The 21,208-nt window shown below is 73.4% G+C and carries 12 protein-coding genes and 2 pseudogenes; 10 read left to right on the top strand and 4 right to left on the bottom strand.

Annotation, left to right across the window (positions count from 1 at the left end; genetic code table 11):
* Positions 1–56: 56 nt before the first annotated feature.
* Positions 57–1,640, top strand: coding sequence for a malate synthase A (aceB, locus tag ACSNN8_RS32655; RefSeq protein ID WP_436653828.1), 1,584 nt, complete (start codon positions 57–59; stop codon positions 1,638–1,640).
* A gap of 13 nt (positions 1,641–1,653) precedes the next feature.
* Here the strand turns inward: aceB and ACSNN8_RS32650 are convergent, their stop codons facing one another.
* The 4 genes and pseudogenes from ACSNN8_RS32650 to aceE all read right to left on the bottom strand — a co-directional run.
* A complete protein-coding gene (locus ACSNN8_RS32650; RefSeq protein ID WP_436653827.1) occupies positions 1,654–3,369 on the bottom strand; it encodes an NAD-dependent malic enzyme in 1,716 nt (571 codons plus the stop codon).
* Between the two features lie 5 nt (positions 3,370–3,374).
* Entirely contained in the window at positions 3,375–5,426 is a 2,052-nt protein-coding gene (lpdA, locus tag ACSNN8_RS32645) for a dihydrolipoyl dehydrogenase (RefSeq protein ID WP_436653826.1), read from the bottom strand.
* A 16-nt stretch (positions 5,427–5,442) separates the two neighbouring features.
* Positions 5,443–6,861, bottom strand: a pseudogene (locus tag ACSNN8_RS32640) (dihydrolipoyllysine-residue acetyltransferase); the annotation flags it as partial.
* Positions 6,746–9,391 (bottom strand): annotated as a pseudogene (gene aceE / locus ACSNN8_RS32635) (pyruvate dehydrogenase (acetyl-transferring), homodimeric type); the annotation flags it as partial. The pseudogenes aceE and ACSNN8_RS32640, both read right to left, overlap by 116 nt.
* 146 nt (positions 9,392–9,537) lie before the next feature.
* Between aceE and ACSNN8_RS32630 the strand changes: the two are divergent.
* From ACSNN8_RS32630 to ACSNN8_RS32590, 9 genes are read left to right on the top strand one after another with little or no spacing between them, the layout of a single operon-like run.
* Positions 9,538–11,034 carry an FAD-linked oxidase C-terminal domain-containing protein gene (locus ACSNN8_RS32630; RefSeq protein ID WP_436653825.1) on the top strand — a complete coding sequence of 499 codons (1,497 nt, stop codon included), beginning with the start codon at positions 9,538–9,540 and terminating at the stop codon, positions 11,032–11,034.
* Between the two features lie 13 nt (positions 11,035–11,047).
* Positions 11,048–12,220 carry an FAD-binding oxidoreductase gene (locus ACSNN8_RS32625; RefSeq protein ID WP_436653824.1) on the top strand — a complete coding sequence of 391 codons (1,173 nt, stop codon included), beginning with the start codon at positions 11,048–11,050 and terminating at the stop codon, positions 12,218–12,220.
* Positions 12,221–12,244: 24 nt separating this feature from the next.
* Complete coding sequence (locus tag ACSNN8_RS32620) at positions 12,245–13,771, top strand: heterodisulfide reductase-related iron-sulfur binding cluster (RefSeq protein ID WP_436653823.1); 1,527 nt, start codon at positions 12,245–12,247, stop codon at positions 13,769–13,771.
* Positions 13,771–15,474: an L-lactate permease gene (locus tag ACSNN8_RS32615; RefSeq protein WP_436653822.1), complete on the top strand. Its 1,704-nt coding sequence runs from the start codon at positions 13,771–13,773 to the stop codon at positions 15,472–15,474. Before ACSNN8_RS32620 ends, ACSNN8_RS32615 begins: the two co-directional genes overlap by 1 nt.
* A gap of 13 nt (positions 15,475–15,487) precedes the next feature.
* A complete protein-coding gene (locus ACSNN8_RS32610) occupies positions 15,488–16,231 on the top strand; it encodes a (Fe-S)-binding protein (RefSeq protein ID WP_436653821.1) in 744 nt (247 codons plus the stop codon).
* Positions 16,228–17,877, top strand: a complete 1,650-nt coding sequence (locus tag ACSNN8_RS32605; protein WP_436653820.1) for a LutB/LldF family L-lactate oxidation iron-sulfur protein — start codon at positions 16,228–16,230, stop codon at positions 17,875–17,877. Before ACSNN8_RS32610 ends, ACSNN8_RS32605 begins: the two co-directional genes overlap by 4 nt.
* On the top strand, positions 17,874–18,575 hold the full coding sequence (locus tag ACSNN8_RS32600; RefSeq protein ID WP_436653819.1) for a LutC/YkgG family protein: 702 nt from the start codon (positions 17,874–17,876) through the stop codon (positions 18,573–18,575). Before ACSNN8_RS32605 ends, ACSNN8_RS32600 begins: the two co-directional genes overlap by 4 nt.
* Complete coding sequence (locus ACSNN8_RS32595; RefSeq protein WP_436653818.1) at positions 18,572–19,954, top strand: FAD-binding oxidoreductase; 1,383 nt, start codon at positions 18,572–18,574, stop codon at positions 19,952–19,954. Before ACSNN8_RS32600 ends, ACSNN8_RS32595 begins: the two co-directional genes overlap by 4 nt.
* Positions 19,951–21,102, top strand: a complete 1,152-nt coding sequence (locus tag ACSNN8_RS32590) for a (Fe-S)-binding protein (protein ID WP_436653817.1) — start codon at positions 19,951–19,953, stop codon at positions 21,100–21,102. The genes ACSNN8_RS32595 and ACSNN8_RS32590 overlap by 4 nt, the downstream gene beginning before the upstream one ends.
* Positions 21,103–21,208: the final 106 nt, after the last annotated feature.

Here is a 21,208-nt window from a genome sequence, read left to right as displayed (position 1 = left end):
ATCTTGATGTTGATAGGGGGCCCCGCGACCCTGTCCCTCCCGCAGAGGAGTGCGCCATGACCAGCCCATCCGGTGTCGAGGTCGTCGGCCCCATGCAGGACCGGTTCGACGAGATCCTGACCGGCGACGCGTTGTCCTTCCTCGCGACGCTGCACCGCAGCTTCGACGCCCGCCGCCGCGAGCTGCTGAACCGGCGCAAGGAGCGTGAGGCGGCCCTGGAGCGGGGCGGCACGCTCGACTTCCTCGACGAGACCAAGGACGTGCGCGAGGGCGATTGGCGGGTGGCCGACCCGGCGCCGGGGCTCGTGGACCGGCGGGTGGAGATCACCGGGCCGACCGACGCCAAGATGACCATCAACGCGCTCAACTCCGGCGCCAAGGTGTGGCTGGCCGACCACGAGGACGCCAACACCCCGCTCTGGGAGAACGTGGTGCAGGGCCAGCTCAACCTGCGCGACGCCATCGAGCGCCGGCTGGAGCTCAACGTTCCCGGGGGCAAGAGCTACCGGCTGAACGACGGCGAGCTGGCCACGATCGTGGTGCGCCCGCGGGGCTGGCACCTCTCCGAGAAGCACCTGCTCGTCGACGGCGAACGCATGTCGGGCAGCCTCGTCGACTTCGGCCTCTACTTCTTCCACTGCGCGCGGCTGCAGATGGATCGCGGCGCCGGGCCGTACTTCTACCTGCCCAAGATGGAGAGCCACCTGGAGGCGCGCCTCTGGAACGACGTGTTCGTCGCCGCCCAGGACGCGCTGGGCATCCCGCGCGGCACGATCCGGGCCACCGTGCTCGTCGAGACCTACCCGGCCGCGTTCGAGATGGAGGAGATCCTGTACGAGCTGCGGGAGCACTCCTCGGGCCTCAACGCGGGCCGCTGGGACTACATGTTCAGCGTGATCAAGAAGTTCCGGACCCGCGGCCGCGACTTCCTGCTGCCCGACCGCAACTCGGTGACGATGACCGCGCCGTTCATGCGGGCCTACACCGAGCTGCTGGTGCGCACGTGCCACAAGCGCGGCGCGCACGCCATCGGCGGCATGGCGGCCTTCATCCCGAGCCGGCGCGACCCGCAGGTCAACGAGACGGCGCTGGCGAAGGTCCGCGACGACAAGACCCGCGAGGCCACCGACGGCTTCGACGGCTCCTGGGTGGCCCACCCCGACCTCGTGCCGATCTGCCGGGAGGTCTTCGACGGTGTGCTCGGCGACCGCCCGCACCAGATCGAGCGCACCCGCGACGAGGTCGCCGTGACCGCCGACCAGCTGCTCGACGTGCGGGCGACGCAGGGGCAGATGACCGAGGCGGGGCTGCGCAACGACGTCAGCGTCGGCATCCAGTACCTCGCGACCTGGCTGCGCGGCTCCGGAGCGGTCGCCATCAACAACCTCATGGAGGACGCGGCCACCGCCGAGATCTCCCGGTCGCAGGTGTGGCAGTGGCTGCACAACGACGTCACGCTCGACGACACCGGCGAGGCGGTGACCCGCGAGCTGGTCGAGCGCATCGCCGACGAGGAGATCGCGAAGCTGGGTGGGGAGGCCGGCGCGTACGACGACGCCCGCGCGCTGTTCGTCGAGGTGGCCGTCGCCGACGAGTTCGTCGACTTCCTCACGCTGCCGGCGTACGAGCGGATGCCCTGACGGCCGCCCGGCGTCAGATCGCGGTGAACGGCGGATACACCGGCCGCCACATCGCCCGCTGGACCTGGTCGATGGGGTTGACCAGGTCCACCTCGGCGAGGCCCTCGTCGGCCGCGGCGCGGGCCACGGCCACCGCCACGGCGGCGGAGGTGGCTCGCAGGCTGCGCACCGAGGGCAGCAGCGGCGTGCCGCGGGTGCCCGCGTCGGACAGCGACGCCAGCGCGTCGGCGGCCGCGGCGATCATCCCGTCGCTGACCCGCCGGGCCCGGGCCACCGTGACGCCCAGGCCCAGCCCCGGGAAGATCAGCGCGTTGTTGGCCTGGGCGATCTCGTAGCGCCGGCCGTCGTGCTCCACCGCCGGGAACGGGCTGCCGGTCGCCACCAGCGCCCGTCCGTCCGTCCACCGGAGCAGGTCGGCAGGCACCGCCTCGGCCTTCGACGTGGGGTTCGACAGCGGCATGATGATCGGCCGGTCGACGTGCCCGGCCATCGTCGTCACGATCTTCTCGGTGAACGCGCCGGCCTGGGTGGACGTGCCGATCAGCACGGTGGGCCGCACGTGCGCGACCACGTCGGCCAGCCCGATGCCGCGGTCGCCGTCCCGGCCCCAGCCGGCCACCTCCTCGACCGGCCGGGCATAGGGCACCTGGAAGTCGCGCAGCCGCTCGACGTGCTCGGTGGTGAGCAGGCCGTCGCGGTCCAGAGCGTGGAAGCGGCGGGTCGCCTCGGCCGGGTCGAGACCCTCGCGGACCATGACGTCGCGCATCATGTCGGCGATGCCCAGGCCGGCGGTGCCCGCGCCGTGGATCACCACCCGCTGGTCGCGCATCCGGCTGCCGGACGCGCGCACCCCGGCGAACGTGGCGGCCAGCACCACGGCGGCGGTGCCCTGCATGTCGTCGTTGAAGGTGCAGCACCGGTCCGCGTACGTGGTGAGGATCCGGCGCGCGTTGCCCGCGCCGAAGTCCTCCCAGTGCAGCATCGCGTGCGGGAACAGCTTGGTCGCAGCCGTCACGTACGCGTCGATCAGCTGGTCGTACCGCTCGTCGCGGACCCGGGCGTGCCGGTTGCCCAGGTACATCTCGTCGTTGAGCAGCCCCAGGTTGTCGGTGCCCATGTCGAGCACCACCGGGATCACCCGGCGCGGGTGGATGCCCGCCGCGGCGATGTACACCGCCAGCTTGCCGATCGCGATGTCGACGCCGCCGACGCCCCAGTCGCCGATGCCGAGGATGCCCTCGGAGTCGGTGGCCACGATCAGATCCACGTCGTCCGTGCCCAGCCCGTAGTTGCGAAGCGAGTCCTCCACGTCGTCGGGGTGGTCGACCGAGAGGTAGACCCCGCGCGGACGGCGGTACTCGTGGCTGTACCGCTCGATCGCCTGGCCGATCGTCGGCGTGTAGACGATCGGCATCATCTCCTCGATGTACTCGGTCAGCAGCCGGTAGAACAGCACCTCGTTGCGGTCGCGCAGGTTGGCCAGGTACACGTTGCGGGCCAGGTCGGTGGGCTGCCGGTTGTACTGCGCGCGCACCCGCCGCAACTGCCCGTCCATCGTGGACACGCCGCTGGGCAGCAGCCCGCTGAGCCCCAGCGCCCGCCGCTGCCCGGCCGTGAACGCCGTGCCCCGGTTGAGGAACGCCGTCGTGAGCACCGCGTTGCCCCGGGCGCGGATGTGCAGCGCGTACCCGTCGTCGTCGGCCACCAGGTCGAAGGGCCCCTCGTACACGGCCGTCACCCCTTCCTCGGCAGATACAGGTCGGTGATGGTGCCCTCGAACGCCTCGGCGGCCAGGCCGACCGTCTCCGACAGCGTCGGGTGCGCGTGGACGGTGAGACCGACGTCTGCCGCGTCGGCGCCCAGCTCGATGGCCAGGGCGACCTCCGCGACGAGCTCGCCGGCGTTGGGCCCGACGATGCCGCAGCCGAGCAGCCGGTGGCTCGCCTCGTCGAACAGCAGCTTCGTGAGGCCCTCGTCGCGGCCGAGCGACAGGGCGCGCCCGCTCGCCGCCCACGGGAACACGCCCTTGCCGTACGCGATGCCGGCGGCGCGGGCCTCGTTCTCGGTCATTCCGGCCCAGGAGACCTCGGGGTCCGTGTAGGCGACGGACGGGATCACCCGCGCGTCGAAGTAGTGCGCCTGGCCGGCGGCCACCTCGGCGGCCACGCGGCCCTCGTGCATCGCCTTGTGCGCGAGCATCGGCTGGCCCACCACGTCGCCGATGGCGAAGATGTGCGCCACGTTGGTGCGCATCTGCTTGTCGACCGGGATGAAGCCGTGGTCGTCGACCACGACGCCGGCGTCCGCGGCGCCGATCGCCGTGCCGTTGGGCCGGCGGCCGACCGCGACCAGAACCTTGTCGAACAGGTCGCCGTCCGGCGTCCCGGCGCCCTCGAAGCTGACCGCGAGACCGTCGGGCCGCGCCTGCACGGCGGTCACCTTGGTGGTGAGGAAGATGTTCTCGTACCGCTTCCGCAGCCGCTTGGCCAGCGGCGCCACGATGTCGCGGTCGGCGCCCGGGATGAGCTGGTCCATCAGCTCGACGATGGTCACCCGGGAGCCCAGTGCGTGGTAGACGGTGGCCATCTCGAGGCCGATGATGCCGCCGCCGATGACCAGCAGCCGCGCGGGCACGTCGGTGATCTCGAGCGCGCCGGTGGAGTCGAGCACCCGCGGGTCGTCGTGCGGGACGAACGGCAGCCGTACGGCCTCGGAGCCGGCCGCGATGATCGCCTGCTCGAAGCCGATCACCTGACGGGTCCCGTCCTCGGCGGTGACCTCGAGCTCGGTGGCGGACACGAACCGCCCCACCCCCTGGACGGTCGTCACCTTGCGCTGCCGGGCGAGCCCGCCCAGGCCGCCGGTCAGCCGGCGCACCACGGCGTCCTTCCAGCCGCGCAGCGCGTCCAGGTCGAGGCGGGGCGGGCCGAAGACCACACCGTTGCCCGCCATCTCGGCGGCCTCGTCGATCACCTTCGCGGCGTGCAGCAACGCCTTGGAGGGGATGCAGCCGACGTTGAGGCAGACGCCGCCCAGCATCGGCCACCGTTCCACCAGGACGACCGACTTGCCGAGGTCGGCGGCGCGGAACGCGGCCGTGTAGCCGCCCGGCCCGGCGCCGAGCACCAGCACCTCGGCGTGCCGGTCGGCCCGCTGCGCGGACGCGGGCCGCGGCGCCGGCGCGGGAGCGGAGGGCTGGGCGGTCGTGTCCGGCAGGTCCGCGGTGTGCAGCGCCAGGATCGCGTGTCCCCGCGAGACGCGGTCGCCGACGGCCACCCGGACGTCGGTGACCGTGCCGGCCACCGGCGCGGGGACGTCCATGGTGGCCTTGTCCGACTCCAGGGTGACGAGCGGGTCCTCGGCCGCCACGACGTCACCCGCGGCGACGTGCACCTCGATCACCGGGACGTCGGCGAAGTCGCCGATGTCCGGCACGGTGACGTCGATGCTCTCGTACACCCCGCTCGCCGAGCCGTAGTCGGCCGGCGCCGGAGCGGCGGGGGCGGCGTCCTCGCGCAGGTGCTCCTTGGGCGGCACGCCGGCGCTGCCCTGCGCGTCGAGCAGCAGGATGACCGTGCCCTCGGAGACCCGGTCGCCGACGCCGACGCGCAACTCGGACACCGTGCCGGCCACCGGCGCGGGGATGTCCATGGTGGCCTTGTCGGACTCCAGCGTGATGAGGGGGTCCTCGGCCGCCACGACCCCGCCCGCCGCGACGTGCACCTCGATGACGGGCACGGCGGCGAAGTCGCCGATGTCGGGGACGCGGACCTCGACGTTGCTCATAGGGCTCTCCGGCGGCTCAGAGGATCAGGCGGCGTGGGTCTTCCAGCAGGTGGCACAGGTGCCGCACGAAGCGGGCCGCCAGGGCGCCGTCGATGACCCGGTGGTCGTAGGACAGCGAGAGCGGCAGCATCAGCCGCGGCTCGAAGGCGGCGCCGGTCCAGACCGGGCTCGTCCTCGACCGCACCACGCCGAGGATGGCGACCTCGGGCGCGTTGATGATCGGCGTGAACGCGCGGCCGCCGATGCCGCCGAGGCTGGAGATGGTGAACGTGCCGCCCTGCAGGTCCGGCGCCGACAGCTTGCCGTCGCGGGCCCGGGCCGACACGGCGCCCAGCTCTTTGCTCAGCTCGGTGATGCCCTTGCGGTCGACGTCGCGCAGCACGGGGACGACCAGGCCGTCCGGCGTGTCGACGGCGACGCCCAGGTGGTAGTAGCTCTTCAGGATCAGGCTGTCCTTCTCCGGCGACAGCGAGCTGTTGAAGGCCGGGAACTCCCGCAGGGCCGACACGCACGCCTTCAGCAGGAAGGCGAGCAGCGTCACGCGGTAGCCCTCCGCCTTCGCCGCCGTGTCCAGCTCCTTGCGGTACTGGTCCAGGCCGGTGATGTCGGCCTCGTCGTCGTGCGTGACGTGCGGGATGTTCAGCCAGGAGCGGTGCAGGTGCGGCCCGGACAGCTTCCTGATCCGGCTCAGCGGCTCGGTGCGTACCGGGCCGAACCGGGCGAAGTCCTGCGCCGGGATCTCGGGGATGCCGGTGCCCTGTGCGGGCGCCGCCGCGGGCGTGGCGGCCGGTCCGCGCAGATGGGCCAGCAGGTCCTCCTTGGTGATGCGCCCCTTGGGGCCGGTGCCGCGGACGGCGGTGAGCTCGACGCCCAGCTCCCTCGCGGTGCGCCGCACGCTCGGCCCGGCACGCAGGGCAGCGCCGTCCGGCGACTCCGCGTGCACCGGCGCCTGGGCGGGTGCGTCCGTCGCCGGCAGGGCCGGCTCGCGCACTGCCGGGGCGGGCGCCGTCACGTCGGGTTCCTGCTGCTCGACCAGCGCCGGCGGCGGGGTGACCTCCGGCTCGCCGGGGTCGAGCAGCAGCAGCGGCCGGCCCTCGCCGACCCGGTCGCCGAGCTTGACGAGGATCTCGCGCACGGTGCCGGAGGCCGGCGCCGGGACGTCCATGGTCGCCTTGTCCGACTCGAGCGTGACCAGCGGGTCCTCCTCGCGGACCTGGTCGCCGGCCTGGACGTGCACCTCGATGATCGGCACATCGGCGAAGTCGCCGATGTCGGGAACCTTGACCTCGGTTGTCATGCGTGTCCCTTCCGGCTTAGACCTCGGGCGGGTTGGGCTTGCCGGGGTCGATGTCGTAGCGCCGCAGGGCGTCGGCCACGACCGTCGCCTCGACGGCGCCCTCGTCAGCGAGCGCGCGCAACGCGGCGACGGCGACGTAGTGGCGGTCGACCTCGAAGAACTGGCGCAGCTGGCGCCGGTAGCCGGAGCGGCCGTAGCCGTCGGTGCCCAGCACCCGGTAGTGGCGCGGCACGTACGCGCGGATCTGGTCGGCGAACGTGCGGACGTAGTCGGTCGCCGCGACCACCGGCCCGGCGGGGCGGTCCGCCAGGCAGGTCTCGACGTAGCTGCGGCGCGACGGTTCGGTGGGGTGCAGCATGTTCCAGCGCTCGGCGGCCACGCCGTCGCGGCGCAGCTCGGTGAAGCTGGGCACGCTCCAGACGTCGGCGCCGACGCCGAAGTCGGACCGCAGCAGGTCGGCGGCGGCGATCACCTCGCGCAGGATCGTGCCGCTGCCCAGCAGCTGCACCCGGGGCCCGTCCGCCGGGCTTTCGGAGAACAGGTACATCCCGCGCAGGATCCCCTCGCGGGCGCCCTCCGGCATGGGCGGGTGCGGATAGTTCTCGTTCATGACGGTGAGGTAGTAGTAGACGTCCTCCTGCTCCTGGTACATCCGGCGCAGCCCGTCCTGCACGATCACCGCGACCTCGTAGGCGAACGTCGGGTCGTACGACACGCAGTTCGGGATCACCGACGAGAAGACGTGGCTGTGGCCGTCCTCGTGCTGCAGCCCTTCGCCGTTGAGCGTGGTGCGGCCGGCCGTGGCGCCGATCAGGAAGCCGCGGGCCCGGCTGTCACCGGCGGCCCACGCCAGGTCCCCGGTGCGCTGGAAACCGAAGATGGAGTAGTAGATGTAGAACGGGATCATCGGGGTGTCGCTGACGCTGTACGAGGTGGCCGCGGCGATCCACGACGACATGGCGCCGGGCTCGTTGATGCCCTCCTGCAGCATCTGGCCGCTCTTGTCCTCCTTGTAGAACATCAGCTGGTCGGCGTCCTCGGGCCGGTAGAGCTGGCCCACCTGCGAGAAGATCCCGTACTGGCGGAACATGCCCTCCATGCCGAACGTGCGGGACTCGTCGGGCACGATCGGCACCACGTGCCTGCCGATCTTCTTGTCGCGCAGCAGCGTGGCCAGCACCCGCACGAACCCCATCGTGGTCGAGATCTCCCGCTCGCCGGTGCCCTGCAGCTGGCTGTCGAACGCCGTCAGCGGCGGCACCTCCAGCGGCCGCGACGTCCGGCGGCGTGCCGGCAGCGGACCGCCCAGCGCCTGCCGCCGCTCGCGCAGGTAGCGCATCTCCGGCGTGCCGTCGGCGGGACGCAGGTACGGCAGCTCGCTGATCCGCTCGTCGGACAGGTCGATGCCGAAGCGGTCGCGGAAGGCCCGCAGGCTGCCCTCGGCCATCTTCTTCTGCTGGTGGGTGATGTTGCGGCCCTCGCCGGCCTCGCCCATGCCGAAGCCCTTGACGGTCTTGGCGAGGATCACCGTCGGCTGCCCGGTGTGCCGCACCGCGGCAGCGTACGCCGCGTGGATCTTCATCGGGTCGTGGCCGCCGCGCGCCAGCGCCCAGATCTGGTCGTCGGACATGTCGGCGACCATCTCCAGCAGTTCCGGGTACTTGCCGAAGAAGTGCTCCCGCACGTACGCGCCGTTCTTGCTCTTGAAGTCCTGGTACTCCCCGTCGACGGCCTCCTCCATCCGCTTGAGCAGGATCCCGGTGGTGTCGCGGGCGATCAGCGGGTCCCAGTTGCTGCCCCAGATCACCTTGAGGACGTTCCAGCCGGCGCCCCGGTACAGCGACTCCAGCTCTTGGATGATCTTGCCGTTGCCGCGGACCGGGCCGTCGAGGCGCTGCAGGTTGCAGTTGACCACGAAGATGAGGTTGTCCAGCCGTTCCCGGCCGGCCAGCGACAGCGCGCCGCTCGACTCGGGCTCGTCCATCTCCCCGTCGCCGAGGAACGCCCACACGTGCCGGTCGCCGGTGTCCGCGAGGTCCCGGTTGTGCAGGTACTTCAGGAAGCGGGCCTGATAGATCGCCATGAGCGGGCCGAGGCCCATCGACACCGTGGGGAACTGCCAGTAGTCCGGCATCAGCCAGGGGTGCGGGTACGAGGACAGGCCGTCGCCACCCACCTCCTGGCGGAACAGGTCGAGCTGCTGCTCGCTCAGCCGGCCCTCCAGGTAGGACCGGGCGTAGACCCCGGGTGAGCTGTGCCCCTGGACGAAGACGAGATCGCCCGCGTGCTGCTCCGACGGGGCGTGCCAGAAGTGGTGGAAGCCGACGTCGTAGAGGGTCGCCGCCGACTGGAAGCTGGCGATGTGCCCGCCGAGCTCGCTGGACTCCCGGTTGGCCCGCAGCACCATCGCGACCGCGTTCCACCGGATCATCGATCGCAGCCGGTGCTCGATCGCGAGGTCGCCGGGGTAGGGCGGTTCCTGTGCCGGCGCGATGGTGTTCAGGTACGGCGTGTTCGCGCTGTACGGCACCGGCGCGCCGTTGCGGCGTGCCTGGTGCATCAGCTCGTCGAGCAGGAAGTACGCCCGGTCGGCGCCGTCGAACTCCAGCACCGCGGACAGGGCGTCCTGCCACTCCCGCGTCTCGCCCGGGTCGAGGTCTTGGGACATGGTCGCCTCCCGGTGGTCGAAGCCCTCGCTCCATCGAAGACGTGACGGGGTTGTGGGGAGCTGCCCGTTTCCGTCCAGTGGCACCGCGGCCCTCCGGCGCCCTCCGCCCGCATATACGTGGGGGAGGACGGCAGGGGAGCGCATCGATGAGCAACTACCTCGAGCTGGTCGCGGAGAAGGCGACCGGACGCGTCACCCCGCGGATCGCGCGGGAGATCGGCGAGCTGGTCGGCGAGGGTGGCCTGATCTCGGAGCCGGCCCAGCTGCGCACGTACGAGTGCGACGGGCTGACCGGCTTCCGCATGGTCCCGGCCCTGGTGGTGCTGCCGGCGAGCACCGAGGAGGTCGCGGCCGTCGTGCGGGTGTGCGCCCGCGAGGGCATCCCGTTCGTGGCCCGCGGCGCCGGCACGGGGCTGTCCGGCGGGGCCCTGCCGGTCGCCGACGGCATCGTGATCGGGCTCGCCCGCATGCGGCGGATCCTGTCGGTGGACGTGGACAACCAGCGTGCGGTCGTGCAGCCGGGCGTGACCAACAGCGGGATCTCCGCCGCGGTGGCCGAGCACGACCTGTACTTCGCCCCCGACCCGTCGAGCCAGGTCGTCTGCACCATCGGCGGCAACGTCGCGGAGAACTCCGGCGGCGCGCACTGCCTGAAGTACGGGTTCACCACCAACCACGTGCTGCGGCTGACCTTCGTGTGCGCCGACGGCGAGGTGGTCACGCTCGGCGGGGACTCCCTCGACGTCGTCGGGCCGGACCTGCGCGCGGTCGTGCTGGGCTCGGAGGGGACGCTGGGCATCGTCACCGAGATCACCGTGCGGTTGCTGCGCCGCCCGGAGGCCGTACGGACCCTGGTCGCCGACTTCCCCGACGCCGAGCGCGCGGGCAACGCCGTCAGCGACATCATCGCCGCCGGCATCGTCCCGGCCGCCGTGGAGATGCTCGACTCGCTCGCGATCGAGGCGTGCGAGCGGGCCGTGCAGGCCGGCTACTCCACCGACACCCCGGCGGCACTGATCGTCGAGCTCGACGGCGTCGCGGTGGAGGTGGACGACGAGTTCGAGCGGGTGCAGCGGATCTGCCGCGACAACGCCAGCACCGGCATCCGGATCGCCTCCGACCCGGCCGAGCGGGCCCTGGTCTGGAAGGGGCGCAAGGCGGCGTTCGCGGCGATGGGCCGGATCAGCCCCGACTACTTCGTGCAGGACGGGGTGATCCCCCGCACCAAGCTGGGCGCCACGCTCACCCGCATCTCCGAGATGTCGCGCGACGCCGGGCTGCGGGTGGCGAACGTCTTCCACGCCGGCGACGGCAACCTGCACCCGCTGGTGCTCTACGACAGCGCCGTGCCCGGGCAGGCGGAGCAGGCCGAGCACCTGGCCACCGCGATCGTCGAGCTCTGCGTGGAGCAGGGCGGCTCGATCACCGGCGAGCACGGGGTCGGCAGCGACAAGGCGTGCTCGATGCTCAAGATGTTCACCGAGCCGGACCTGACGGTCATGGCGCTGGTCCGGTCGGCGTTCGACCCCGGCGGCGTCTGCAACCCGGGCAAGGTCCTGCCCACACCCCGGCTGTGCGGCGAACGTCCCGGCCCATGGCGCCCGCACCCGCTGGAAGCGGCCGGCGTCATCGAGCGGTTCTGAAGGGCGGCGAGGGATGACGACGACGGCACACCGCCCGGCCGGCGCCGGGGAAGCGGCCCAGCTGCTGCGGGAGAGCCACGGCACCGTGCTGTTCCGCGGGGCCGGCACGAAGATGCGCTGGGCCGGCCGGACGGCCGAGCCCGACCTGGTGGTGGAGAGCGGCGGGATGCGCCGGCTGCTCGCCCACAACCCGGCGGACATGACCGCCGTCGTCGAGGCGGGCATGCCGCTGAGCGACCTGCAGGACGCGCTGGCCTCCTCGGGGCAGTGGCTCGCGCTCGACCCGCCCACCCAGGCGGCCGGCGCCACCGTCGGCGGGCTGCTGACGACCGGCGACTCGGGACCCCGGCGGCTGCGCTACGGCGCGATGCGGGACCTGGTCATCGGGGTCACGCTGGTGCTCGCCGACGGAACGGTCGCCCACGCGGGCGGCCAGGTCATCAAGAACGTCGCGGGCTACGACCTCACCAAGCTCACGTACGGGTCGCTGGGCACCCTCGCCATGGTGGCCGAGGTCGTGGTGCGGCTGCACCCGCGCCCGGAGGACAGCGCGAGCGTGCTCGTCCCGGCCTCGGCCCCGGCGGCCGCGGCGATCACCCTGCGGCTGACGGCCTCACCGCTGGAACCGTCCGCGGTGGACTGGTCCGGCGACCCGGGCGACGGCGACGGGCGGCTGGCCGTACGGTTCGAGGGCTCGGCGGCCGGCGTGCGGGCCCAGACCGCAGCGCTGCGCGCGCTGGTGCCCGAGGCGGACGGCGCGCAGACGCTGACCGGCGACGACGAGGCGGCCCTGTGGCGCGACCTCGCCGCCGCGGCGCCGCCGGAGCACAGCGTGGCCTTCGCCGGCACGCTGCCCAGCCGGCTGCCCGAGGTGGCGGCCGCGCTCCGCGACGCCGCCCAGGCCGCGCAGGTGCCCGTGCGGCTGAGGTCGCACACCGCCCTCGGTCTGCACAGCGCCCACTTCGGCGGGTCGGCGCCGCAGCAGATCGCGGCGTTCGAGTCGTGGCGCGGCGCGGTGCTCGCGCTGGGCGGCACGGTGCTGCTGCGTGACCGCCCGCCCGAGGTCGACGCGGTCGTCGACGCGCTGGGCCCCGCGCCCTCGGCGGTCGCCCTGCTGCGGGCCCTCAAGTCGCGCCTCGACCCGCGGAGCCGGCTGGCGCCCGGCCGGCTGCAGCCCTGGCTCTGAACGGTCCACCCGACGGGAGTGCAGATGACCACGCAGAACACCGACCGGCACGACGGGCAGCGCGACGAGGACCAGCGGCTGCACGTGGTGCACGAGGCCGGCGCCACCGGCATCTTCGACGCCCATCACCCGCCCGCCGACGAGCGCATCGCGGACTGCGTGCACTGCGGCTTCTGCCTGCCGACCTGCCCCACGTACCAGTTGTGGGGCGAGGAAATGGACTCGCCGCGCGGCCGCATCTATCTGATGAAGCTGGGCAAGGAGGGCGCCGTCGAGATGGACGACACCTACACCCAGCACTTCGACGCCTGCCTGGGCTGCCTGGCCTGCGTGACGGCCTGCCCCTCGGGCGTGCGCTACGACGAGCTGATCGAGGCCGTACGCCCGCAGCTGGAACGCCACCACCGCCGCAGTCTGCCGGACCGGCTGTTCCGCGAGCTGATCTTCCAGATGATGCCGTACCCGAGCCGGCTGCGGGTGGCCGCGGTCTTCGGCGCGCTGTACGAGCGGGTGGGCGGCCACAAGCTGCTCGCGCGCGCCGGGGTCCTGCGCCTGCTGCCGCGCCGGCTGCAGGCCCTGGAGGAGCTGATGCCGCCGGCCCGGCTGAGCACCCTCGTCCGGTCGCTGCCGAAGGTCATCCCCGCGCGCGGCACCCCCACCCGGATGCGGGTCGGCATGCTCACCGGGTGCGTCCAGCGGGTGTTCTTCTCGGACGTCAACGCGGCGACCGCGCGGGTGCTGGCGCGGGAGGGGTGCGACGTGGTGGTCCCGTCGCAGCCCTGTTGCGGCGCGCTCAGCGAGCACGCCGGCCGCGAGGAGGAGGCCCTCGAACGCGCCCGCAAGCTGATCGACGCGTTCGAGGGCACCGGCGTGCAGGCGATCGTCGTCAACGTGGCCGGCTGCGGATCCACGATGAAGGAGTACGGCCGGCTGCTGCGCGACGATCCCCGGTACGCGGAGAAGGCCGCCGGCTTCTCGGCGAAGGTCCGCGACGTCTCGGAGTTCCTCGCCGAGCTGGACCCGGTCGCGCCCCGGCACCCGATCGAGGCGAGGGTGGCCTATCACGACGCCTGCCACCTGGGACACGGGCAGGGCATCCGCGCCGAGCCGCGGGCCGTGCTGCGGACGATCCCCGGCCTGAAGGTCGCCGACATCCCGGAGGCCGAGATCTGCTGCGGCTCGGCGGGCATCTACAACCTGACCATGCCGGAGGCCGGGGCCGAGCTCGGCCGGCGCAAGATCGCCAACGTCGTCTCGGTGCTGCCGGACGCGCTGGCCACCGCGAACCCGGGCTGCCTGCTGCAGATCCGCCGGTACCTGCCGGAGGACCTGCCGATGTTCCACCCGATCGAGCTGATCGACGCCTCGATCCGCGGGATCGACCCGATCCGGGCGGGCCGGGGCCGCCACGGTGACGGCGACGGCGCGGGCACGCCCCCGGCCGACGTGGCGCCGCGCGTGGCGGGCGGCGGGCACGGCGCGCGGACCGCCGAGCCGGGCACTTTCGACCAGCCGCCCACGTTCGAGCAACGGCCGTCGGAGGGCAACTGATGTTCCAGCAAGAACTCGCACCGGTCGGCGGCAGCCTCACCCTGTCCGCGCTGATCGCCCTGCTCCCGCTGATCGCCATCTTCATCCTGCTCGGGGTGCTGCGGCTCAAGGCGCACTGGGCCGGCCTGATCGCCCTGGCGGTGGCCGTCGTCGTGGCGGTCGCGGCCTTCCGGATGCCGATCGACCTGAGCCTGCTGTCGGCCACCCAGGGCGCCGTGTTCGGTCTCTTCCCGATCATGTGGATCGTCTTCAACGCGCTGTGGGTCTATCAGCTGACGGTCGTGAGCGGGCGGTTCGAGGACCTGCGCGAGACGTTCAACCTCATCACCGCCGACCCGCGGGTGCTGGCCGTGCTCATCGCCTTCTGCTTCGGCGGCCTGCTGGAGGCGCTGGCCGGCTTCGGCGCGCCCGTCGCGATCACCGGCGCCATGCTGATGGCGGTCGGCTTCTCACCGTTCCGCGCCGCCGCCGTGGTGCTGCTGGCCAACACCGCCCCCGTCGCGTACGGCGCGATCGCGACGCCGATCCTGACCGCCGGCGCCCTGACCCACATCCCGGCCGACGACATCGGCGCCGTGGTCGGCCGGCAGACCCCGATCCTCGCCCTGTTCGTCCCGCTGATCCTGGTCGGCATGGTGGACGGCCGGCGCGGCATCCGCCAGACCTGGCCGGTGGCGCTGGTCTGCGGCGTCAGCTTCGCCATCCTGCAGTTCCTGAGCTCCAACTACATCTCGGTCGAGCTCACCGACATCATCGCCTCGCTGGGCGCGGTGGGCGTGACGGTGCTGTTCCTGCGGGTGTGGCACCCGCAGGGCGGCGAGGAGGCGCTGCGCGACCTGCGGGCCGCCGCGGACCGCGAGGCGGACGAGACGGGCATCGGCGGCCCGGCGTCGCCTGCTCCCGGTGGCACGGGCGGCTCCGGCGGCACGGCGGTCAAGGCGCCCCGGCAGCTGACCGGCGGGCGCATCGGGATGGCGCTGCTGCCGTACCTGATCATCATCGCGATCTTCTCACTGGCCAAGCTGTGGACGCCGTTGAAGGACTTCCTGGCCGGCACCGACATCAAGATCGGATGGCCCGGCCTGAACGGCAACGTGCTCAGCTCCTCCGGCACGCCCAGCTCCTCCACCATCTACAACTTCCAGTGGCTGTCCTCGCCGGGCACGCTGCTGCTGATCAGCGGCGTCATCGTGGCGATCGCCTACCGGGTCGGCCCGGGGATCGCGGCCCGGCAGTACGGCTCGACCGCGCACCGGCTGCGCTGGGCCTTCCTCACCGTGGCGTCCGTGCTGGCGCTGGCGTACGTGATGAACCTGTCCGGGCAGACGCTGACGATCGGCTTCTGGATCGCGGCCGCCGGCGGGTTCTTCGCCTTCCTCGCGCCCGTGCTGGGCTGGCTGGGCACCGCCGTCACCGGCTCGGACACGTCGGCCAACGCGCTGTTCTCCACGCTGCAGCAGGCGGCCGCGGAGCGCGCCGGGCTCGACCCGACGCTGCTGGTGGCCTCGAACACCTCCGGCGGCGTGGTCGGCAAGATGATCAGCCCGCAGAACCTGACGATCGCCGCGACGGCGGTGGGCATCCTCGGCCGCGAGGGCGACCTGTTCCGGTACGTGATCCGGTGGAGCGCCGTGATGATCCTGTTCATGTGCGTGCTCGTCTATCTGCAGTCCACGCCGGTCCTCGGCTGGATGCTCCCGTAGGGCGGCGACGGCGATGCGTGTCGCTCTGTTCGTGACCTGCTTCAACGACGCCCTCTACCCGCGCACCGGCCAGGCGGTCGTCCGGCTGCTCGAGCGGCTCGGCCACACCGTCGCGTTCCCGGCGGCGCAGACCTGCTGCGGGCAGATGCACGTGAACACCGGCTACTACCGCGAGGCGGTGCCGCTGGCCCGCCGGTGGACGGAGGTCTTCTCCCCGTACGACGTGGTGGTCTCGCCGTCGCCGTCCTGTGTGGGCACGGTCCGGGAGTCGTACGCCCGGATCGCGGCGCGCACCGGCGACACCGGTCTGGCGCGCGCGGCGGTCGAGGCCGGACCGCACCTGTACGAGCTGTCGGAGTTCCTGGTGGACGTGCTGGAGGTGACCGACGTGGGCGCGTACTTCCCGCACCGGGTCACCTACCACCCCACCTGCCACTCGCTGCGCGGGCTGCACGTGGGCGACCGGCCGTACCGGCTGCTGCGGGCCGTGAAGGGCCTGACCCTGACGGACCTGCCGGGCGCGGAGGAGTGCTGCGGCTTCGGCGGGACGTTCGCCCTCAAGAACGCCGAGGTCTCCGTGGCCATCGGCGCCGACAAGGCCCGCCACGCCCGCGGCACCGGCGCCGAGGTGCTCTGCGCCCTCGACAACTCGTGCCTCACCCACGTCGGCGGGATCCTCTCCCGGCAGCGGTCGGGCATGCGCGTGCTGCACCTGGCGGAGATCCTCGCCGGATCCGAGGAGGGGGGTACGGCATGACCGAGTCCGAGACCCGGGTGAGCGCCGAGCTGGGGGCCGGCACCGACGCGCCCGCCGGCCGGCCGGTCGGCCGCAACCGCGCGCCCAGCAAGGTGTGGCTCGACCCGCCGTCGTTCCCGAAGGCCGCCGGGGTGGCGCTGCGCGACAGCCAGCTGCGGCACAACCTGGCCCGGGCCACCGGCACGATCCGCGACAAGCGCAACCGGGTCGCCGGCGAGCTGCCCGACTGGGAGGAGCTGCGGCTGGCCGGCGCCGCGATCAAGGACGACGTGCTCGCCGGCCTGGACCGGTACCTGCTCCAGGTGGAGGAACGGGTCACCGCGGCCGGCGGGCACGTGCACTGGGCGCGCGACGCGGCCGAGGCCAACCGGATCGTCATCGACCTCGTGCGCGCGACCGGCGCCGAGGAGGTCGTCAAGGTGAAGTCGATGGCCACCCAGGAGATCGAGCTGAACGAGGCCCTCGAGGAGGTGGGCATCGCCGCCTGGGAGACCGACCTGGCGGAGCTGATCGTGCAGCTGGGCAAGGACCGGCCGTCGCACATCCTGGTGCCCGCGATCCACCGCAACCGCGCCGAGATCCGCGAGCTGTTCCTGCGCACCATCCCGGAGGCGCCGCGCGACCTCACCGACGAGCCGCGCCGGCTGGCCGCGGCCGCCCGCGCCCACCTGCGCCGCAAGTTCCTCTCGGCCCGGGTGGGCATCTCCGGCGCCAACTTCGTGGTGGCCGAGACGGGCACGCTGGTCGTGGTGGAGTCCGAGGGCAACGGGCGGATGTGCCTGACGCTGCCGGAGACCCTCATCTCGGTGGTCGGCATCGAGAAGGTCGTGCCCACGTGGCGCGACCTCGAGGTGTTCCTGCAGCTGCTGCCGCGCTCCTCGACCGGCGAGCGGATGAACCCGTACACCTCGACGTGGACCGGCGTGACGCCGGGCGACGGGCCGCAGACGTTCCACCTGGTGCTGGTCGACAACGGCCGCACCGACGTGCTCGCCGACGAGGTGGGGCGCCAGGCGCTGCGCTGCATCCGCTGCTCGGCCTGTCTCAACGTGTGCCCGGTGTACGAGCGCACCGGCGGGCACGCGTACGGGTCCGTCTATCCGGGACCGATCGGCGCCATCCTCAACCCGCTGCTGCACGGCACCGCGAGCGACCGGGACCGCAGCCTGCCGTACGCGTCCACGCTGTGCGGCCGGTGCTTCGAGGTCTGCCCGGTGCGCATCGACATCCCCGAGGTGCTGGTCCACCTGCGCGGGACGGTGGTGGACGACAAGCGCGGCTCCCGCGTGCCGGACCCGGAGCGGGTGGCCATGACTGCCGCGGCGGCGGTGCTCGCCCGACCCGGGCGGCTCGGGTTCGCCGAGACGGTCAGCTCGCTGGCCGGCCGGCTGATCGGGCGGCGCGGGCTGATCTCGCACCTGCCGCCGCCGCTGAACGGCTGGACCCAGGCCCGCGACGCGCCGTCGCCGCCGCCGGAGTCGTTCCGCACCTGGTGGCGCCGCCGTGCCGCGGCCGCCGCGCGCCGCTCCGCCGCCGCCCGTCGCTCGGCCGCCGCGCGCGACTCGGCTGCCGCGCCCGATTCGGCTGCCGCGCCCGATCCGGCCGCTCGTCGCTCGGCCGCCGCGCGAAGGCGGCGGTCGGAGTGAGTGCGGCCCGCGAGGAGATCCTGGCTCGCATCCGCGGCGTGCTGGGGGAGCAGCGGGCGCCGGTGGAGATCCCGCGCGGCTACACCCGTTCCCGGGAACCGGCGGACCTGCTGGGCCACTTCACCGAGCGGGTCGAGGACTACCGGGCGGTGGTGGACCGGGTGACGCCGGACCGGCTGCCGGCAGCGGTCGCCGAGGCGTGCACCCGCTACGGGGTGCGGTCGGTCGTGGTGCCCGCCGACGTGCCGGACGACTGGCTCTCGGCGCTGCGCGGCGTGACCGTGGTGCAGGACCGCGACTCGCTGGCTCCCACGGACCTCGACCAGGTCGACGCGGTCCTCACCGGAGCGGCTGTGGGGGTGGCCGAGACCGGCACCATCGTGCTGGACAGCGGGCCCCGGCAGGGCCGCCGGGCCGTGACCCTGGTGCCGGACGTGCACCTGTGCGTGGTCGAGGCCGGGCAGGTGGTGGACGACGTGCCGGCGGCGGTGTCGCGGCTCGACCCGCGGCGCCCGCTCACCTGGATCAGCGGGCCGTCGGCGACCAGCGACATCGAGCTGGACCGGGTGGAGGGCGTGCACGGCCCGCGCACGCTGCACGTCCTGCTCGTGGCAGAGCCGGACCCGCCCGGGGCGGCGCCGGACCCGCTCGTACCGGGGCCGGACCCGGATCGGCTCGTGGACGGGACGGACCGGTGAGCCTGGACCGGCGCGCCCGGGCCGAACTGGCGCGGATCGTGGGCGCCGGCCACGTCCGCGACCAGCCCGGCGACCTGGAGCCGTACGCCCGGGACGCGACCCCCGCCTTCCGCGGCGCGCCCGACATCGTGGTCTGGCCGCGCACGGCCGAGGAGGTCGGCGCGATCCTGCGGCTGGCGACCCGCAAGCACATCCCGGTGGTGCCCCGCGGCGCCGGCTCGAACCTGTGCGCGGCCACCGCCGCCCGGGACGGCGGGATCGTCCTGGTGCTGACCCGGATGAACCGGATCCTCGAGATGAACGCCGAGGAGCTGCTGGCCCGGGCCGAGACCGGCGTGCCCACCACCGTGCTGGCGGACGCGGCGGCCGCCCGCGGGCTGCTCTATCCGCCCGACCCCGGCAGCCGCACCGTGTCCACCATCGGCGGCAACGTCGCCACCTGCGCCGGGGGACTGCGCGGCCTGAAGTACGGGGTGACCCGCAACTACGTGCTCGGCCTGGAGGCGGTGCTGCCCACGGGCGAGGTGATCCACACCGGCGGCCGCCTCTGGAAGGACGTCGCGGGCTACGACCTGACGCGCCTGCTGACCGGCTCGGAGGGCACGCTCGCCGTGGTCACCGAGGTGACGGTGGCGCTGCTGCCGATGCCGGCGGCCACGAACACCGGGCTGGCGTACTTCCCGACCCTCGCCGCCGCGGGGCGGGCGGTCAACGCCGTCATCGCCGACGGCATCGTGCCCGCCACCCTGGAGTTCCTCGACGCCAAGTGCATCGGCGCGGTCGAGGAGTACGCGCGGCTGGGCCTGCGCCGCGACGCGGGGGCGCTGCTGCTGTTCGGCGACGACGGCGACGCGGGCACCGTCGAGAAGCACCTTTCCCGCATCAGCGAGCTCTGCGAGGCCAACGGCGCGATCGAGGTGACGCTGGCGGAGAACGCGGCGCGCTCGGAGGCGCTGCTCACGGCGCGGCGCGCCACGCTGCCGGCGCTGTCGCGGCTGGGTTCGATGACGATCCTCGAGGACGCCACCGTGCCCCGGCCGCGGCTGGCCGAGATGGTCGACCGCATCGACGAGATCGCCGCGCGGTACGGGCTGCTGATCGCCACCTTCGGCCACGCCGGCGACGGCAACCTGCACCCCACCTGCGTGGTGGACCAGCACGACACGGCGGCGATCGAGGCGGCGCACAAGGCGTTCGCCGACGTGTTCGCCGCGGCCATCGCCATGGGCGGGACGATCACCGGCGAGCACGGCGTCGGCGCCGCGAAGCTGCCCTTCCTCACCGCCCGCCTGGGCGCCGACCAGGTCGCGCTGCTGCGCCGGATCAAGACGGCCTTCGACCCGGCCGGCATCCTCAACCCCGGAAAGCTGGGCTCATGACCCGCGGCATCTTCGACCCCGAGGTGCTCGACCGCTGCATCTCCTGCGGCTTCTGCCTGCCGGCCTGCCCCACGTACGCCGTGTCGGCCGACGAGGGCTCCTCGCCGCGCGGGCGGATCACCCTGATGCGGGCGCTGGAGACCGGCCGCCTCGACGCCGACGACCCCCGGTTGCGCGACGAGTCGTCGTTCTGCCTCGGCTGCCGCGCCTGCGAGCCGGTCTGTCCCGCCGGGGTGCAGTACGGCGAGCTGCTCGAATCGTGGCGCGACCACCAGTGGCGCGGCAGGCACCGGCCCCCGCTGGCCCAGCTGCTCATGAGCGTGGTCTCGCGGACGTTCCTGGTGCGCGCGATGGGCCTGCCGCGCCGGCACGCGCGCGGCCGCCCGGCGGACCCCGACGGCTACCTCATGCTGGGCTGCTTCGAGCGGGCCCTGTTCCCGCGCGTCAGCCGCGCCGCCCGCAGCCTGCTGCCGGGCCTGGCCGCGCCCGCGAACCAGGGCTGCTGCGGCGCGCTGCACGCGCACAACGGCGAGTCCGAGCGGGGCCGCGACCTGGCCCGCCGTCTCGGGGAGCAGCTGCCGGGCCCGATCGTCACCACGGCCGGCGGCTGCGTCGCGCACCTGGCGGGCGTGCTCGGCCCCGAGCGGGTCCGCGAGCTCAGCCAGCACCTGGTCGCCACGGGCGCCGCACCGGTGGGGGAGGTCCGCGCCGGCGGGCGGCGCGCGCGGGTCGCGCTGCAGGACTCGTGTCATCTGCGCAACGGCCTCGGCGTGCACGCGCAGCCGCGGGCGCTGATCGCGGCCGTCGCCGACTTCGTCCCCGTCGCCGGCGACGACTCGTGTTGCGGGTCGGCCGGCACGTACTCGCTGCTGCGCCCGCGCGACAGCAGCCGCATCCTCGCGCCGAAGCTGGACGCGATCGAGGCCGCGGACGTCGACTTCGTGGTGGCGGTCAACCCGGGCTGCCTGCGGCAGCTGCGCAACGGGCTGCGGCGGCGGCGCAGCCCGGTGCGGGCGGTGCACCTGGCCGAGCTGCTCGCGGCGGCCGCGGACGGCGGGGCCCTGCCGCGCCGGCGGTGGCTCGTCCGCCGTCCGCCGCGGCGGCGGCAGCGCGGAGCGGCCGGCGACACCGGCGGCTGGTCCGCCTGACGCCGGCGCTCTGCACTGTTCCGGGGTGCTGGGTCCACCTCTGTCGGGGACCTGCCACCCCTGACTCGGGCGGCCCGGCCCGGCAGGCTTCTCCCTGACAGCAACG

It is taken from the genome of Actinoplanes sp. URMC 104 (genome assembly GCF_051386375.1).
Classification (GTDB): Bacteria; Actinomycetota; Actinomycetes; order Mycobacteriales; family Micromonosporaceae; genus Actinoplanes.
Note: the sequence above shows the minus strand (reverse complement) of the source record. Positions and strands in the feature narration are given on the sequence as shown.